Source organism: Actinomadura xylanilytica (genome assembly GCF_030283145.1).
In the GTDB taxonomy this organism is placed as follows: Bacteria; Actinomycetota; Actinomycetes; order Streptosporangiales; family Streptosporangiaceae; genus Spirillospora; species Spirillospora xylanilytica.
In genome coordinates this window covers 1294511-1309830 of sequence record NZ_JASNWE010000003.1, presented here as the reverse complement: position 1 = coordinate 1309830, position 15320 = coordinate 1294511, and the positions used below count along the sequence as shown (strand labels likewise).

Here is a 15320-nt window from a genome sequence, read left to right as displayed (position 1 = left end):
CGGCTCGCTTTACGCCGCTGCGCCGATCGGGACGGTGACCTTGAGGATGTATCCGCCCCCGGCGGCCGGGCCGGCCTCGACGGTCCCGTCCACCGCGTCCATGCGTTCGGTGAGCCCGCGCAGCCCATGTCCACCCGGCCAGGTCGACGGGACTCCCCGGCCAGGTGGCGGAGTGCCCTGTGCGGCGCCGCTGTCGTGGATCTCCAGTTGGGCGCGACCGTCGTCGTGCCGGACGGTTATCTCGCAGTGGCGGGCGTGACTGTGCCGGATCACGTTCGTCACGCCTTCCCGTATGGCCCAGCCGAGCAGCGCGTCCGGCTCGGGTGGGAGCGGGGGGCCCGCGCGCCGCACGGTGACCTCGATTCCCGAGTCGCTCAGTGCCGTTCGTGCGGCGTCCAGTTCGGCGGTCAGCCCGCGGCCCCGGTAGCCGCTGACGGCCTGCCGGACTTCGGTGAGCGCCTCCCGGCCGACGGTTTCGATGTCGGTCGCCTGTGCGGCGGCCAGTCGTGGGTCGCGTTCGGCGATCCGACGTACGGCCTGGGCCTTGACCACCATGAGCGACAGCGTGTGCCCGAGGAGGTCGTGCAGGTCGCGGGAGAACCGGAGTCGTTCTTGTGCCACGGCGGCGTCGGCGAGTTCCTCGCGTGCGTCGCGGAGCATCCCGACGACCAGGAACAGCCGCACGATGATGGCACTGACGAGGCCGGCCGTGATGGTGCCGTACGTGTTTCCCAGTATGGCGTTCATGGTCTGACCGTCGGCCCAGGCGACCAGCAGGCAGAGCGTCGTCACGCCGCCGATCCCCAGCAGCATGGTGAATTCCGGGCCTTCGCCGCTACGGGAAAGGTGGCCGACGAGCACTCCGGTCGCCAGCCCCAGCAGGGGGAACGTCAGAAACCAGCGGTCCTCGAACGTGAGTGCTCCCGCCGAGGTGACCGCCGACTGGGCGAGCAGCAGCAGGACTGGCACGCGTAGCGGGAACCGAGCGTTGAACGTTGTCAGGATCGCTGACAGGTACAGGCCCGCCAGTGCGGCGAGCATGAGCGCCGCCAGCCAGGCCGGACGCTCCTTGCCCTGCACCACTCCCACAAGGGGCCAGATCAGGATGACCATCCAGAAGCAGAACGCCTGCGGACCCGGCCCACTCCGGTCGACCTTCTCCAGATCCAGGCGGGGACGCCGCCGTGCCGACCCGGCCTGAGAACCGTTCACGTCCCTGTCACCTTGTTCACGGGGAAACGGTACGCGTGTCGCCGGTGCCCCTGGCCAGGTGCCGTCCGGCATGGCAGGACCGTCATACCGCCGTTCGGGTCGAGCATCGGAAGCCGTATGCCGCGAACGCGACGAAGGCCGCCGCCCATGCCGCCAGCACCACGGTTCCGAGGAGCGTCGGGCCGTGCCCGTCGCCGGCCCGCCAGGACAACTCGCCATAGCGGTTGATCGGGGTCGCCTGCGCGATGTGCGCCAGCCACCCGGGGAACTCCGAAATCGGGAACCACAGCCCGCCCAGCAGCGAGAGTCCCATGTAGCAGACCAACCCAGCCATCTGGGCCTGCTGGGCCGTCAGCAGGTACCCGAGGCCGATCCCGAGTGCTGCCATGGGCGCGATGCCCAGCCACAGCAGCCCGATCACGGCGGCCCACTGGCCGATCCCGAGCGACACCCCGTTCACCACGGCGCCGGACAGGCAGACGGAGAGGATCGGGGGAAGGGTGACGGCCATCGCGCAGAGGGCCCTGCCGGCGACGACCTGCACCGGCCCCAGCGGCAGCAGCCTGAGCTGACGGATCCAGCCGAGCGGTTTGTCCTCCGCGATGGAGACGCCGTTGCCCATCACAGCCCCGACGGCGCCGAAACCGGCCATCCCCACCATCGAGTACAGGGCCGCCTTGCCGTCGCCTTGCCCGCCCAGGTCGAGGTTGGTGAACACCAGGTACATCAACAACGGTGAGATCAGGCTCATCACCAGGTAGCCGGGATCGCGCAGGAGCCGCACCATCTCCAGACGCATGTAGGCGAGTGTCATCGGTTCTCTCCATTGCCGGTAAGGGTGAGAAACGCCTCTTCCAGACCGGCGCCCGTCACCTCCAAATTGCGGATGCGGCCGGACTCGGCCAGAGCCAGAACGGTCAAGTCGGAGTCGGTCGTGTGCAGCCGGACGCGCGTTCCGCGGATTTCAGAGCTGACCACCCCTGGCAGCATGTCCAGCGCGACGCCCGCCGTGGACGCGCTCTCATAGGAGACTCGGGAATCCGTTTCATGGACGGTGGGCAGGTCGAAGCTGACGGTCCGTCCCGGCACACGCTGTTTGATCTGCTCGCTCGTCCCGTCGGCGATGACGCGGCCCCGGTCGACTACGACGATCCGGTCGGCGTGGTCGTCGGCCTCTTCCAGGTAGTGGGTCGAGAACAGCACGGTGCTGCCGCTTTCGGCGTACGCGCGGATGCTCGTCCACAGCTCCCGGCGAGACTCGATGTCCATGCCGGTCGTCGGTTCGTCCAGGACGATGAGTTCTGGGGCGCCGGCGACGGCCATGGCGAAACGGACGCGTTGGGCTTGGCCGCCTGAGAGGCGGTCTGCGCGGCGTCCTTCCAGGTCGGTGATCCGGGCGGTCTCCAGAAGCTCCGCCAGTGAGGGCAAGGCGACATCGGGTACGGCGGCGGCGTACGAGCGTCTTACGAATCCGACGAGTTCCTTTACGGTGACCCCTGGGATGAGGCGTCCGCTCTGTGGCATCGCGCCGACGAGCCCGTCCCGTACGGCGCGTTCGGGCTTTCTCCCGAGGACCTCCACCGCGCCCTCGTCCGGCGGGATGAGGCCGAGCAGGATGCTGATCGCCGTGGACTTGCCGGCGCCGTTGGGGCCGAGCAGCGCCACCGTCCGTCCGGGAGAGAGTCGCAGGTCGAGGCCGTCCACGGCCCGCACCGTCCCGAAGTTCTTGACGACGCCGGTGAACGTCACGGCGGACGTCATGGCGCCGCCGGGCCGGGCGCCGTCGCCGGGCGGCACCGTCCCTGCGGGGGGACGCGAATCGATCTTTGTCATGCCGATCACGCTAGGAGCCGGGCCTGTTCCGGGGGCAGGGCCGGGCATCCACTCCTGGCCAGTACATATGTCCCGGATGTGGCGGTCGGCGACTTGACGATCTTCGTTTCGGACCTGGGTCAAGAGGCAACGAACACGTGCCGGGGAGTCCCGTTGAGGCGGGTCCTGCGCTTTACTCGCCTTGTATGGCTTTGTTTGGCAGATCCCGTTCTCGTCCCGCGGCGGGCACCGCGGCGCGGGATCTCTTCGAGCGCCTGCGGTCGCGTTACTTCCAGGTGCCGGCGGGTCTGCGCTTTCTCGGCGGGCTGCTCGTGGTGGCGCTCGCCCTGTCGGCCATGGTGGTGCTGGACGGGCCCGTGCTCGGCACCGCCGCGTTCGCCGTCATCCTTTTGGCCGCCGTGCATCTGATCCTGCGTTCTCCCGCGGGAATGGCCGTCGTCAGCGTGATCGTCTGCTGGACGGCCCTGGCGGTTCCGCTGGGGCGGTTGTTCCCGGAGCACGCGCACCGGCTGCATCTGAGCCCCGCCCTGCTGCTTGCGCTCCTCGCGTTGCCGGTCGCGTTCGTCGCGCTGCGGCTGCGCGGGTACGCGCCGTGGCGCACCGCGCTGCTGGCCCTGGGCGTCGGCGGTGTGGCCACGGCTGCGGCGGCGCCGCTACTGCCGGAGCTGAACGTCGCGCCCGCGTGGATCGCCGCGCTGGTCGTGCTCGCCTACCGCTGGAACCAGGCCCGGCGTTCGGTGCCCGCGGAGGCGTACGAGACCGGTTGGGTACAGGAGCAGTCCAGTCCGAAAGGGGACGGGATGGCGTCGCCTCGCAAGAATCCGTCCGACCGCAACCGGCGGAACCGCACGGATCGCCCGGGCCGGTTCGACCGGTTCGACCGGCGTCCTGGAGGGGGAGCGGGAGGTGGGCCGGGTCCCCTCAACGGCGACGGTCCGGACGGAGCGCCGACCGACGGTGATGCGGCGGGAGTGCCCGCTGCGACGCAGGCCGCCTATGACGAGCGGGCAGCCGCGCAGGCCGCCGATATCGGCACCGCCACGTCCGCGCCCTCGCCCCCTCCCGCGCGCGCAGGGGAGGGCGAGGAACCGGCACTATCGGTCGCGGAGGCGCTCGCCGAACTGGAGAACATGATCGGACTGGAGCCGGTCAAGCGCCAGGTCCGATCGATCGCCGCGTCCATCGAGGCCGCGCATCTGCGCGCCGCCGCCGGGGTGCCCACCGAGAAGCCGATGCGGCACTTCGTGTTCGTCGGCCCGTCCGGCACCGGCAAGACCACCGTGGCGCGCGTCCTGGCGAAGATCTTCTACGCGTTCGGGCTGCTGCCGGCCCCCAGCGTGGTCGAGGCGCACCGCGCGGACCTGGTCGGCGAGTTCCTCGGGGCCACCGCGATCAAGACCAACGGGCTGGTCGACTCGGCGCTCGGCGGGGTGCTGTTCATCGACGAGGCGTACGGGCTGGTCAACGCCGCCGAGGGCCAGCCCGACCGGTTCGGCGACGAGGCCGTGCAGACGCTGCTCAAGCGGGCCGAGGACGACCGGGACAACCTGGTGATCATCCTGGCCGGGTACGAGGCGCAGATGGCGGGATTCCTCGACTCCAACCCCGGCCTGGCCTCCCGGTTCGGCACCCGCGTGCACTTCCCCTCGTACCGTCCCGAAGAACTGCTGCGGATCGCCGACTACCACACCGGGCTGCGTGAGGACCGGCTGCACGAGGAGGCGCGCCGCAGACTTGCCGTCCGGTTCGAGGAGGTGGAACGGCGCGGCATCGTCGACGAGCTCGGCAACGGCCGCTTCGTACGGTCCTTGACCGAGGCCGCCGCGCGCGCACGCGATGTGCGGGTGGTCGGCGCCGTGACGCCGGGGGCGGCGGGCAGCCCGACCGCCGACGACCTGGTGACGCTGCGCGCCGAGGACGTCGAGGCGGCGTTCGCCGAGGTGACCGAGCGCTACCGCGGCTACGCCGACACGCCGACCCTTGACGAAGCCCTCGGCTCGCTCGAGGCCCTGATCGGGCTGGAGCCGGTGAAACGCCAGGTACGCGAGATCGCCGCGCAGCTCCAGGTGGCCCAGATGCGGCAGGAGCAGGGCCTGGTGACCCGACCGCCCACCCGCCATCTGGTCTTCACCGGCCCCCCGGGCACCGGCAAGACCACCGTCGCGCGCGTGCTGGGCCGCATCTTCGCCGCGTACGGCCTGCTCGCCCGCCCCGAGGTCGTCGAGGCGCAGCGGGCCGACCTGGTCGGCGAGCACCTCGGCGCGACCGCCCTCAAGACCAACAAGGTGATCGACTCGGCGCTCGGCGGGGTGCTGTTCGTGGACGAGGCGTACGCGCTGAGCAACCCCGGCTACTCCGGCGGCGACGCCTTCGGCGCCGAGGCGGTCCAGGCGCTGCTCAAACGCGCCGAGGACGACCGTGACCGCCTGGTCGTCGTGCTCGCCGGGTACGAGGCCGACATGGACCGGTTCCTGTCGTCCAACCCCGGTCTGGCCTCCCGCTTCGACGTGCGGGTCGACTTCCCCTCCTACGGTCCCGACGAGCTCCTGCGGATCGCGCAGCTCATCGCCGAGCACGACGGCGACCGGTGGGAGGAACGGGCGCTGGACGACCTGGCGCTGGTGTTCCAGCGGGTCTGCGGCACCGGGCGCATCGACGAGCTCGGCAACGGCCGGTTCGCCCGGTCCCTGTACGAGAAGGCCTGCGCGTGCCGGGCCCTGCGCGCCGCCGGGCTCGGCACCGCCGCCACGACCGCCGACCTCACCGTCCTGACCCCCGACGACGTCCGCGACGCGTTCGCCGAACTCAGCCACCGCCTGGCCTGACCGGGCAGGACACGGCCGCGGGCCGTTCTGTCGGTGCCGTGCGGTGTACTCGGGGACATGAACCGGGTGTCGTGGCCACAGGTCCTGGCGTGGAGGATGAGGCGGCAGTTCCTCGCCCCCGCCGGCGCCGCGGCGGGCGACGTGAGGGTCGGTGACGTGACGGCGCGGGAGGTGGTCCGGCGGCTGGCCGGGGTGCAGGCGCAGGTCGCCTCGTCCGCCGAGCTCGCCGTGGCCGTCAGGTTGCGGCGACCCGATCCGGGGGTGGCGCATGCGCTCTGGGAGGAGCGGTCGCTCGTCAAGACCTGGGCGATGCGCGGCACGCTTCACCTGCTGCCCGCCGACGAGGCGCCCGCCTACCTCGCCCTGTGCGCGACGATCCGCAACTGGGAGAAGGGGAGCTGGCAGAAGAACTTCGGTGCCACGCCCGCCGATCTGGAGGCGATCGCCGAGGCCGCCACGACCGCGCTGGCAGGGGGAGCGGAGCTCACCCGCAAAGAACTGTCGGCGGCCATCGTCGCCGAGACCGGCTCCGCGCACCTGGCCGAGCTGCTCGGCTCCGGCTGGGGCGTCCTGCTCAAGCCGCTGGCCTGGTGGGGAGTGCTCTGCCACGGGCCGTCCCAGGGAAGCAGGGTGACGTTCGCCGCGCCCGAGCACCGGTTCCCGGGCTGGACGGGCCCGCCACCGGTCGAGGACGCCGCCCGCACGGTGGTCCGGGCCTTCCTCGGCGCGCACGGACCGGCGACCCCCGACATGTTCGACAACTGGCTGATGCGCAAGGGCAGCCGGAAGAAGGACGTGAAGAGCTGGTTCGCCGGAGCCGGGGACGACCTGGCGACGATCGACGTCGAGGGCGTCCAGATGCACCTGCTGTCGGGCCACCTGCACGAACTGCTGTCCACCGAGCCCACCGGCTCGGTGCGGCTGCTCGGCGCGTTCGACCAGTACGTGCTCGGCGCCGGAACGTCCGAGACCCATCTGATCCCGGCCGAGCACCGAGGGGAGGTCAGCCGCAAGGCCGGCTGGATCTCGCCGGTGCTGCTGCACGAGGGACGCGTCGCCGGCGTCTGGGAACCGAAGGACGGCGACGTCGTGGTGACCACGTTCGAGGACGTCCCTGCGGCGCCCCTGGCGGCCGAGATCGCCCGCCTGCGCCCCCTGCTCCCGTCCTGACGCCGCCGGCGGCGCCGAGAGGGTCCGCGCCGTGGGTCTTCTGGGCTGGGTGGCTCTGGAACAGCGCCTCCTTGAGCGGTGCCGCCTCCCGGAGATCACGCCACCAAGGTCACGGTTCGGGAGGCCGCTCTCCAGGGGGCCACGCGTTCAGGGTGAGGTCGACGACGCGGTGCAGATCCTCTCGGGTGGCTCCGCCGGTGGCCTGGACGGAGAGGCCGTACGAGATCGACCAGACATAGTGGGCCAGAGCCTCCGCGTTGACGGACCGCGGCAGGTCGCCCTCGGCGCGTGCCCGCTCGAAGCGCTCGGCCAGTCTCCGTTCGCTCGCGCGCCTCCGCTCGGCCAGCTCCGCTCTGATGGGCGCGCCCTGCGTTCCGGTCGCCAGCGCGCTCTGCACCATGAGGCAGCCGTCCGGTCCGTCCGCGGTCGTGGCGACATCGGCCGCGCCTCGGAGCAGTGCCTCGGTGACCGCGCGCGACGTCGGCTGTTCGAGCGCCGAGCCGACATGCGAGGCCGGGCCGTCGAGATAGCGGTCGAACGCCCGACGGAACAGCGCCTCCTTGTTGCCGTAGGCGGCGTACAGGCTGGGCCGGTTGATTCCCATCGCCTTGGTGAGGTCGGACAGGGCCGTGCCTTCGTAGCCCTGCCGCCAGAAGACCTCCATGGCGCGGTCGAGCCGTTCGTCGACGTCGAACTCGCGCGGCCTCCCCTGGCTCATCGGTCCACCTCGTTCACCGGTCGCCGCGTCATCTCCGGCAGCCTCCCCGTCCCCACGCGTCCGCACCTGAGCACGCACGTGCGTGCCGATCACACATCGTCGCGCAATGCGGGGACCATGCGGCCCCCGGGCGGCCGCGCCGAGGCGCCCCGTCTTTTTTTGTACTGATCGATATAGTACTCTCCTCCATTGAATACTGATCGGTACATAAATGGAGGCCGCAATGACGCTCAAGGGCAAGGTCGCGCTGGTGACCGGCGGGTCGCGAGGCATCGGGGCGGCGGTCGCCCGTGCGCTCGCCGAGGCGGGCGCGGACGTGGCGATCGGGTACGCCGCCTCGGCGGGGAAGGCCGGCGAGGTCGTCGCCGAGATCGAGGCGATGGGACGGCGTGCCGCGTCGTACCGGGCCGACCAGGCCGACCCGCGCCAGGTCGCGGAGCTCGTCGGGACCGTCGCGACGGACTTCGGCGGGCTCGATGTGCTGGTCAACAACGCGGGGGTGTCCCATCGGGAGGTGCTCGGCGAGCCGCAGGACGACCCGGTCGCCCAGGACCGCCTGTACGAGGTCAACATCGGTGGCGTGGTGGCCGCCATCCGCGCCGCCGCCGGTGTGATCGGGGACGATGGCCGGATCATCACCCTCGGCTCCACCCTCGCGAGCCGGGCCGGGTTCCCCGGCATGGCCGACTACGCGGCGACCAAGGCCGCTGTCGTCGGCTACACCAAGGGCGCGGCGCGCGACCTCGGCCCGCGCGGCATCACGGTCAACGTCATCGAGTCCGGCGCGGTCGCCACCGACATGAACCCCCCGGACGGGGAGTTCGCGGACGCGCAACGTGCTCTGAAGGCGCTGGGCCGCTTCGGCCGGCCGGAGGAGATCGCCGCGGGCGTGGCCTTCCTCGCCGGCCCGGGTGCCTCCTACATCACCGGGACCGTCCTCACCATCGACGGCGGCTACCTGGCCTGACGGCCCGGCCCGGATCTGTCGCGGCGGTTCCGGACGACGAGGGCGGTGAGGAGGAGCAGGCAGAGGGCCGCGGCCACGCACGCGAACCACTGCACGGCCGGAAGTAGTCCGGTCTGCGTGGCCAGGAAGCCGACGCCGATCACAGGCACGCCGACGCCGAGGTAGACGATCACGTAGAAGCTCGATGTCACCTCGGCGCGGCGGTCGGCGGGCGCGGTCTGGTTGATCTCGGTCAGGGCGCCGAGGAAGGTCAGCCCGAGCCCGGCGCCGGCGCCGGCGGTGGCGACCAGCATCAGGGGCAGGGACGCGGCCGACCCCGCGACCGCGAGCAGGACGAGGCCGCCGGCCAGCAGTGCCAGGCCGGACGTCAGCAGCGGCTGCGGTTGCCTCCCGTACGCGGCGACCTGGGCGATGCCGGAGCAGCCGAGCATCAGTGTGGCGGCGCCCCCGCTCAAGGCCAGGTTGCCGCTGCCGGACAGCGTCCCGACGTACGTCGGGACCAGGGTGAGGAACAGCCCGTTCACCATGAAGGCGAGGAAGCTGGCCGTCCCCGCGGTCGCGAACACCCGCCGCATCGAGCCGGGGATCTTCGGCCTGCGGGGTCGCCACGGCGTTCGCGTCCGCTGCTCGGGGATGGCCGCGACCACCACGGCCGCCACGGTCAGCAGGACGAGTTCCACCAGGTACGCCAGAACTCGCGGGGCGGGGGCATACTGCGCGAGCAGGCCCGACAGCAGCGGACCCGCGCCCATGCCGCCGACCGAGGCGGCCGTGGTCACCAGCGCGGCGCGGCGCCGGTCGCCGCCCGGTTCCTGCTCGGTCAGGACGGCGGTGAGTACGCCTGAAGCGGCGCCCATGGCCGCGCCCTGGAGGACGCGGGCCGCGAAGAGCCAGGTCGTCCCGTCCGCGAGCGCGAACGTCAGCGTGCCGATCGCCGCGAGGCCGACGGCCGGGAGCAGCACCCGGCGGCGCCCGATCGCGTCGGAGAGCGGCCCGGCGATCAGCAGGGCCGGGATCAGCGTCGTGACGTAGACGCCGAAGATCAGGGTGACCGTCAGCGGCGAGAATCCGAACTCCCGCTGGTAGCCGCGGTAGAGCGGGGTGGGGATGTTGGTGCCCGCCAGCAGGACCACCAGCGCGTAGGCGGCGCCCCAGAACCGCCAGGCCGGCCGGGGCCTCGGGCCGCCCGGCGGTGCGTCGGCGGTCGAATCGATCAAGGTCATCGCGGTCCTCCCGGGTGACTGAACGACGGTCAGTCAATCCCAATGACCGGCGGTCAGTCAACTGACTGAACGGCGGTCACCCGGATAGGGTGGATAGCGTCGACGGTGATGGGGGAGGGCGTCATGGGTGCTCAAGTGCGGCGCAGGCGGGTGACCAAGAGCCCGATGGACCGGCGGGAGGACATCCTGCGCGGGGGGCGGGAGGTCTTCGGCTCCATCGGATTCGCCGCCGCGACGATCGGCGATCTCGCCGCCGCCGCCGACATAGGCAAGGGCACCTTCTACCTCTACTACGAGTCCAAGGACCATCTGCTCGGGGCGCTCTGGGAACGCTACGTGGACGCGATCGCGTCCACCGCGCAGGACATCCTGGAAGAGGGCGGCGACTGGTGGCCGACGCTCGACCGGCTGTTCACCGAACTGGTCGGGCACGCGGTGCGCAACGCCGACCTGCACAGCATCGTGTACGGGTCCGCCAACGCCAAGGCCCTGGAGATCTGCAAGCAGGCCAACCAGCGGGTGATCGACCTCATCTGCGAGTACGTGGGCCGGGGCGCGCGGGCCGGTGCCCTCCAGGCCGGAGATCCGGCCGCGACCCTGCGAATGGTCTACCACGGTGTGGACGGGCTGCTCGACGACCTCATCGCCGCCGGTGGTCCCATCGACGTGGACAAGGTCGTCGCGGACGTACTGGACCTCCTGCACCGCGCCCTCGCAGGTCCGGCCCGCTAGACCGGCGCGTCTGGGACCGGGGGAGTGGCGTCCCTCCCGTTCGGGCCACCGGTTAGGGTGCGACGCGTGAGCCCCCAGGACGACGCGCCGGAAGAGTACCGGCAGACCCGCTACGAGGCGCCGCCCGGCGCCACCGAACTGCTGCTGATCCGGCACGGCGCCTCCCGGCCCGCCCGGCCGGACATCCCGTTCCCCTTGGTGGACGGGCAGGGCGATCCCGACCTCGCCCCGGAGGGGCGCGAGCAGGCCGCGCAGGTGGGCGAACGGCTCGGCGCCGAGCCGTTCGACGCGCTCTATGTGACCCCGCTGCGCCGCACCGCCCAGACGGCCGCGCCGCTGGCGAAGCGGCTCGGCCTCACGCCCGCCGTGGAGGCGGGGCTCCGTGAGGTGCACCTGGGGGAGTGGGAGGGTGGGCTCTTCCGTAAGAAGGTCGCCGAGAACGATCCGATCGCGCAGCGCATGTGGGCGGAGGAACGTTGGGACGTGGTTCCCGGGGCCGAGCCGGGTGAGGAGTTCGCCCGCCGCGTCCGGGAGAGCCTGGAGCGGATGGCCGGCGCGCATCCAGGCGGGCGCGTCGCGGCGTTCACCCACGGTGGCGTCATCGCGCAGGCACTCGCCCTCGCCACCGGCTCCCGCCCGTTCGCCTTCCTCGCCCCAGACAACGGATCGATCTCCCGGATAGTGGTGCTCGAAGGGCAGTTGTCCATTCGGGGCTTCAACGACATCGCCCACCTGGACCACCCCGCCCCTGGCGCCCTCACCTGACCTGGGCCGTCCCCACGTCCCGTACCCGAGAGGGGCTGCCGGCCCAACGGCCCGCACTGTGACGGACGGTCAGGCGCGGAAGCGGATCCGCTGTCCGGGACGTAGCTGGGCGGCCATGGGGACGTCGGCCGACGCCAGGACCGCGACCACCGGGTAGCCGCCCGTCGTCGGATGATCGGCGAGGACGATGATCGGCAGGCCGCTGGGCGGCACCTGAAGCGCTCCGGTGACCATTCCCTCGCTGCTCAGCTCCCCCTCGCGGGCCCGTTCGAGGCGCGGGCCGGTCAGGCGGACGCCCACGCGGTTGCTCTCCGGCGACACCTCGAACGTCGCCGAGGTGAGGGACGTCAGCGCCTCGCCGGTGAACCAGTCGTCGCGAGGGCCGGGCGTGATCCGCAGGATGGGGACCTCTGGCAGCGGGACGACGGGGGCGGCGTCCACCAGGATGTCCTCCAGGCCCGCAGTCGGCCCGACGGGCAGCCGGTCGCCCTCGGCCAGCGGCGCGGGGCCGAGACCGGACAACAGGTCCGTGGCGCGGCTGCCGAGGACCTCGTCCACGGTGATGCCGCCGCGCACCGCCAGATAGCTGCGGAGGCCGAACTGGGGATGGCCGAGTTCGAGCAGTCCGCCTACAGAGACGCGACACGGCGCGTTCATGCCGCACGCGCGGCCGTCGATCCGCACGGGAAGCGGTGCGCCCGTGACGGCCACCCAGGCGGGACGCCGGAAGCGCAGGGCGCCACCGCCGACGGTGAACTCCACCCCCGCCGCGCTCTCAGGATTGCCGACGAGACGGTTGGCCAGCCTGAACGCGCGCCCGTCGGCCGCCCCTGAACACGGCACGCCCAGGTGCGCGTGACCGGGCCTGCCGAGATCCTGCACGGTCGCCAGCGGACCGGGCCGGACGACCTCGATCAACGGGCCTCCTCGTCGGCGACGAAACGGACGTGCGCGCCGGGCTGGAGCAGTGACGGCGGATCGCGGGTCACGTCCCACAGCGGGAGCCGACTGCGCCCGAGCAACCGCCATCCGCCCGGTGACCGCGACGGGTACACGGCGGCATACGGTCCGGCGATGGCCACCGAACCGGCCGGCACCGCAGTGCGGGGCGACTCGCGGCGGGACACGTGCAGTGCGGGGTCCAAACCGGTCAGGTAGCCGAAGCCAGGAGAGAAGCCCAGGTACGCCACGGTGTAGGAGGCGGCGGTGTGCCGTTGGACGACCTCCGTGCGGGACAGGCCGGTGAGCCCGGCGACCTCGTCCAGATCCTCGCCGTCGTACACGACCGGAATCTCCACCGGGGCCATGCCGTCGTCCGGCCGCTCTGGCAGCGGCAGTGTGGGCAGCCATGCGGCCAGGCGCCCGAGGTCGCATTGACGCGCGTCGGCGACGACCAGGACGGTGCGTTCACCCGGAACCACGTCGATGACACCGCGCGGCGCGGCGGCGCGGATCGCTGCGTGTAGCCGGTGCGCGGTGGCCAGGTCGGCGGTCTCCACGAGCAGGGCCGTGTCGCCGGCCCGCCGGACCTTCACGCGATCTCGCCGAACGGTGCCGGGCCGCCCCCGGGCACCCGGGTGCCGGGCTCCTCGCCCAGGTCGGCGTTGATTCCGATGACCGCCATGCCTCAGATCTACCACCGATCCCCCGGACCTGATCACGGCGAGCCCACCCCGGGCGACGCCCCTCCCCGCAGTGTCCCCGCTTCCGCCCGCAAGGTCACCGTCCCGGCCCCCAGCGCGCCGCTGAGCCCGTGCTGACGCCGGCTCGTACATCGACGCGGCCGGACCTCGGTACGGCCGCCCTCGTCGACCTCAGGCGGTCTTCTCGTGGATGTCCTCGATCTCGGCCCGGGGCGCCCACGCCTGGTAGACCCCCCGGTCGAACCCCTCGAGCCCGAGCCGTTCGGCCACCGGGGCCTTCCCGCCGCTGTACTCGACCCGCAGCCACTCGTCATGTTCGCCGAGGACCACGAACGGCTCCCCGCGCCATGTGCACGAGGTGCTCACGTACGACAGGTGGTCGACCTCCGCCGCGGCCACGACCCGGACGTACCTGCCCGCGGTGACCGGGGCGAAGCCCTCGGCGGGCCGCGTCCGATACAGCCGCACCCGGTCGCCGTCCGGGCTCGCCTCGTAGTCGGAGCCGCGCCAGCCCGCGTAGAACCCGTGCCGGATGCTCATGCCCGCCCTCCTGCCGCCGGATGGCCGATCCACCGGCGCTGATCGCCATCGAAGACGGCCAGCAGGGTCTCGGTCCCCGACCGGCTCAGCCGGTACATTCTCGCGCCGTGCGGCAGCCGCTGGCTGTCGGTCTTGAACTCGGGAACCGGCGGACCGTCGCCCGGCGCGTAGCCCGACCCGGGGAACGGCGCCTTCTCGATCACCCAGCCGCCCGGGATGATGCCCATGCTCCATTCGTCGATGCCGCCCAGCGGCCTCCGGAACAGCGGCGGTTTCACGGCCGGCCACCGGATCACGTGGATCGCCTCGTCGCCGGTGGAGAACGGCGACCCCTGGTAGATCAGACCGAGGCCGCGGACCAGCCGCGCGGGGGAGTTCATCTCCCGCACGTCCTGGAGCCGGTGCACGTATCCGGCGACCAGGTCATAGCCGCCGTCCAGATAGTGCGGCACGTGCTCCGGCCGGATGACTTTCTGCATGACGACCAGACCGGCCGCCGCGCCCCGCCCGGACTCAACTGCCCGCGCCCCTTGCACGGGAGGCTGCGCTCCCTGTGCAGGCGGGGGCGCGATGTGGTCTCGCGGAGCCGAGGGCTGCTCGGAGAGCGGGGCGTCCGTTCCAGGAGCGGGGGAGCCGACGCCGGTACTGGAGGCGTGCGCCCCGAGTCGTCCGCCTGAGCCTGCGCCGTGCTGCGGCGTGTGCGGACCGCGCTTCGCCTGCGGACCGCCCGGCGCGGACCGGTGCGAGCCCTGCCCGGACGGGGGGCCCGAGTGCGTCCCGCGCCCATTGGACGCCGGACCCGGCGGACGGGGAGCCTGGCCATGGCCGGAAGAGGGCGCAGCGTCGCCGTCGCGGGGCGCGTCCAGCGGGTACAGAAGGACGCTCGCGTCCAGGTACGCGGCGCTGGGAAGGCCGGGGTTGATCGCGAGCTGCCAGTTCGGATCAGGCCAGTCGCGCGCGAGGTCCGCCAACGACGCCGACCGGTTGTTGACGGCCTGGCCGCGCAGTGACCGCGCCATCGCGTCGGTGGAGGTGAACGCGAGCACGAACGTGCCGTCGCCGAAACGGGCGGTCGCGTACTGGTGGTCCGCCGCGCCGGGGTCGCCGGGCGAGGGTAGGTACAGGACGGCCTTGGCGATCAGCCCCAGGTAGCCGTCCTGGTCGCCTCGCTCGCGCGCGGACGCGAGGATGGACTCCAGATCGGCGGACTCGGCCGGCTCGTCCTCCTCAGGGAGTGCCAGTGGGATCCCGAGTCCGGGCAGGGCGAGCGGACCCTCGTCGGGGCCGCTGCGGCTCGCCTGGTAGACCAGCTCCAGCGGCGAGCCGACCAGGTACACGTCCCTGAAGGCGCCGGTCATCCGGCCCGCCAGCATCGCGCACTCCTCGAGCAGGTCCGCCGTGGTGGACCGGCCGCCCCGCTCGCGCACCACGATGTGGTGCCACCAGTTCTGCCGGTCGCCGTCGTCGGGCCGTTCCCAGCCGAGGGCGGCCAGCCGCCGCTCCTGCCGGGAGGACAGCGGCCGGGGGAGGAACACGCTGGCAACGGCCTCGGCGTCGAGGGCCCCGTCGGATCGCATGGCCTGCACGTACGGCAGCCCGCTGGACCCCTGCACGATGAGGAACGACCTGACCGGAAGGCGGGTCAGCTCGAGGGTCAGCCGTTTGGCGAAGTCGTTCCAGTCCAATCGGATC

At 72.1% G+C, this 15320-nt stretch carries 14 protein-coding genes; 5 read left to right on the top strand and 9 right to left on the bottom strand.

The features are described 5' to 3' along the window. Window positions 1-9: 9 nt before the first annotated feature. From QP090_RS23590 to QP090_RS23580, 3 genes are read right to left on the bottom strand one after another with little or no spacing between them, the layout of a single operon-like run. Window positions 10-1284: a sensor histidine kinase gene (locus tag QP090_RS23590; protein ID WP_285941313.1), complete on the bottom strand. Its 1275-nt coding sequence runs from the start codon at window positions 1282-1284 to the stop codon at window positions 10-12. 10 nt (window positions 1285-1294) lie between these two features. Continuing rightward, the gene (locus tag QP090_RS23585) at window positions 1295-2026 is read right to left on the bottom strand and encodes an ABC transporter permease (RefSeq protein ID WP_285941312.1); all 732 of its coding nucleotides are present in this window, start codon (window positions 2024-2026) and stop codon (window positions 1295-1297) included. Beyond that, window positions 2023-2961 carry an ABC transporter ATP-binding protein gene (locus QP090_RS23580; protein ID WP_285941311.1) on the bottom strand — a complete coding sequence of 313 codons (939 nt, stop codon included), beginning with the start codon at window positions 2959-2961 and terminating at the stop codon, window positions 2023-2025. The genes QP090_RS23585 and QP090_RS23580 overlap by 4 nt, the downstream gene beginning before the upstream one ends. Window positions 2962-3230: 269 nt before the next feature. Between QP090_RS23580 and QP090_RS23575 the strand changes: the two genes are divergently transcribed. Then, window positions 3231-5870 (top strand): AAA family ATPase, encoded by a 2640-nt coding sequence (locus QP090_RS23575; protein ID WP_285941310.1) that lies wholly within the window; start codon window positions 3231-3233, stop codon window positions 5868-5870. A 96-nt stretch (window positions 5871-5966) separates the two neighbouring features. Next, window positions 5967-7040, top strand: a complete 1074-nt coding sequence (locus QP090_RS23570; protein WP_285941309.1) for a winged helix DNA-binding domain-containing protein — start codon at window positions 5967-5969, stop codon at window positions 7038-7040. 109 nt (window positions 7041-7149) lie between these two features. Here the strand turns inward: QP090_RS23570 and QP090_RS23565 are convergent, their stop codons facing one another. Further along, the gene (locus tag QP090_RS23565; RefSeq protein ID WP_285941308.1) at window positions 7150-7758 is read right to left on the bottom strand and encodes a TetR/AcrR family transcriptional regulator; all 609 of its coding nucleotides are present in this window, start codon (window positions 7756-7758) and stop codon (window positions 7150-7152) included. Window positions 7759-7981: 223 nt separating this feature from the next. On the opposite strand from QP090_RS23565, the gene QP090_RS23560 reads away from it, so the two are divergent. After that, window positions 7982-8725 (top strand): SDR family oxidoreductase, encoded by a 744-nt coding sequence (locus QP090_RS23560; RefSeq protein ID WP_285941307.1) that lies wholly within the window; start codon window positions 7982-7984, stop codon window positions 8723-8725. Here the strand turns inward: QP090_RS23560 and QP090_RS23555 are convergent. Beyond that, window positions 8713-9948 (bottom strand): MFS transporter, encoded by a 1236-nt coding sequence (locus QP090_RS23555; RefSeq protein WP_285941306.1) that lies wholly within the window; start codon window positions 9946-9948, stop codon window positions 8713-8715. The genes QP090_RS23560 and QP090_RS23555 overlap by 13 nt on opposite strands. A 123-nt stretch (window positions 9949-10071) precedes the next feature. Between QP090_RS23555 and QP090_RS23550 the strand changes: the two genes are divergently transcribed. Both QP090_RS23550 and QP090_RS23545 read left to right on the top strand, forming a co-directional pair. Continuing rightward, window positions 10072-10680, top strand: coding sequence for a TetR/AcrR family transcriptional regulator (locus QP090_RS23550; RefSeq protein WP_285941305.1), 609 nt, complete (start codon window positions 10072-10074; stop codon window positions 10678-10680). 66 nt (window positions 10681-10746) lie between these two features. Then, on the top strand, window positions 10747-11445 hold the full coding sequence (locus QP090_RS23545; protein ID WP_285941304.1) for a histidine phosphatase family protein: 699 nt from the start codon (window positions 10747-10749) through the stop codon (window positions 11443-11445). A 69-nt stretch (window positions 11446-11514) separates the two neighbouring features. Here QP090_RS23545 and QP090_RS23540 read toward each other — a convergent pair whose 3' ends face one another. From QP090_RS23540 to QP090_RS23525, 4 genes are all read right to left on the bottom strand, one after another. Next, the gene (locus QP090_RS23540; protein ID WP_285941303.1) at window positions 11515-12363 is read right to left on the bottom strand and encodes a 5-oxoprolinase subunit C family protein; all 849 of its coding nucleotides are present in this window, start codon (window positions 12361-12363) and stop codon (window positions 11515-11517) included. Further along, complete coding sequence (locus tag QP090_RS23535) at window positions 12360-12980, bottom strand: 5-oxoprolinase subunit B family protein (protein WP_285941302.1); 621 nt, start codon at window positions 12978-12980, stop codon at window positions 12360-12362. Before QP090_RS23535 ends, QP090_RS23540 begins: the two co-directional genes overlap by 4 nt. A 279-nt stretch (window positions 12981-13259) precedes the next feature. Then, on the bottom strand, window positions 13260-13628 hold the full coding sequence (locus QP090_RS23530) for a UCP033725 family protein (protein ID WP_285941301.1): 369 nt from the start codon (window positions 13626-13628) through the stop codon (window positions 13260-13262). Then, window positions 13625-15313 (bottom strand): TY-Chap domain-containing protein, encoded by a 1689-nt coding sequence (locus tag QP090_RS23525; RefSeq protein WP_285941300.1) that lies wholly within the window; start codon window positions 15311-15313, stop codon window positions 13625-13627. The genes QP090_RS23530 and QP090_RS23525 overlap by 4 nt, the downstream gene beginning before the upstream one ends. Between the last annotated feature and the right edge of the window lie 7 nt (window positions 15314-15320).